Here is a 591-nt window from a genome sequence, read left to right as displayed (position 1 = left end):
CACGGTTACTTCTGAAGGATGCAAAATTAGAGCGCTCCGTGAGTGTGACGACACGGCAAAGACGTCCTAGTGAGGTGGATGGTTTTCATTATCATTTTGTTTCAAAGCAAGAGTTTGAATGCAAGCGTGATGGTGATGAATTTATTGAATGGGCAGAAGTTCATGGAAATTATTACGGAACTTTACGTAAAAGCGTTGAAAACGCTTTAAGTGCTGGTCGAGATATTTTATTTGATATTGATTATCAAGGCACCGAGCAGCTTCAAAAAAAGATGCCAGGGGATACCGTATCTATTTTTATTCTTCCACCATCAATGAAAGAACTCATTTTGCGTTTACATCGTCGGGCGGAAGATAGCCAGGATGTCATCAATTTACGATTGAAGAATGCACAAACGGAAATGCGGCATTGGCGTTTTTATGATTATGTTGTCATTAATAAGGATTTAAATCAGTCTGCATCACTTATTAAATCAATTTATTTAGCTGAAACAGCGAGACGCAAGCGATGTTCCTTTCTTGAATCTTTTGTTGATCGGCTGATTGATGAAAAGATTAATTGATGTCCTTCTATTTTTTTTAAAGGAGCAA

Annotated in this window: 1 protein-coding gene; it reads left to right on the top strand. The window is 37.7% G+C overall.

Annotation, left to right across the window (positions count from 1 at the left end; all coding sequences use genetic code 11):
* Positions 1–563, top strand: a 563-nt coding sequence (gmk, locus tag ACFIK8_RS12565; protein WP_375669618.1) for a guanylate kinase, incomplete at its 5' end; no start/stop codon positions are given.
* Between the last annotated feature and the right edge of the window lie 28 nt (positions 564–591).

It is taken from the genome of Bartonella sp. MR168JLCBS, from assembly GCF_042194175.1.
Note: the sequence above shows the minus strand (reverse complement) of the source record. Positions and strands in the feature narration are given on the sequence as shown.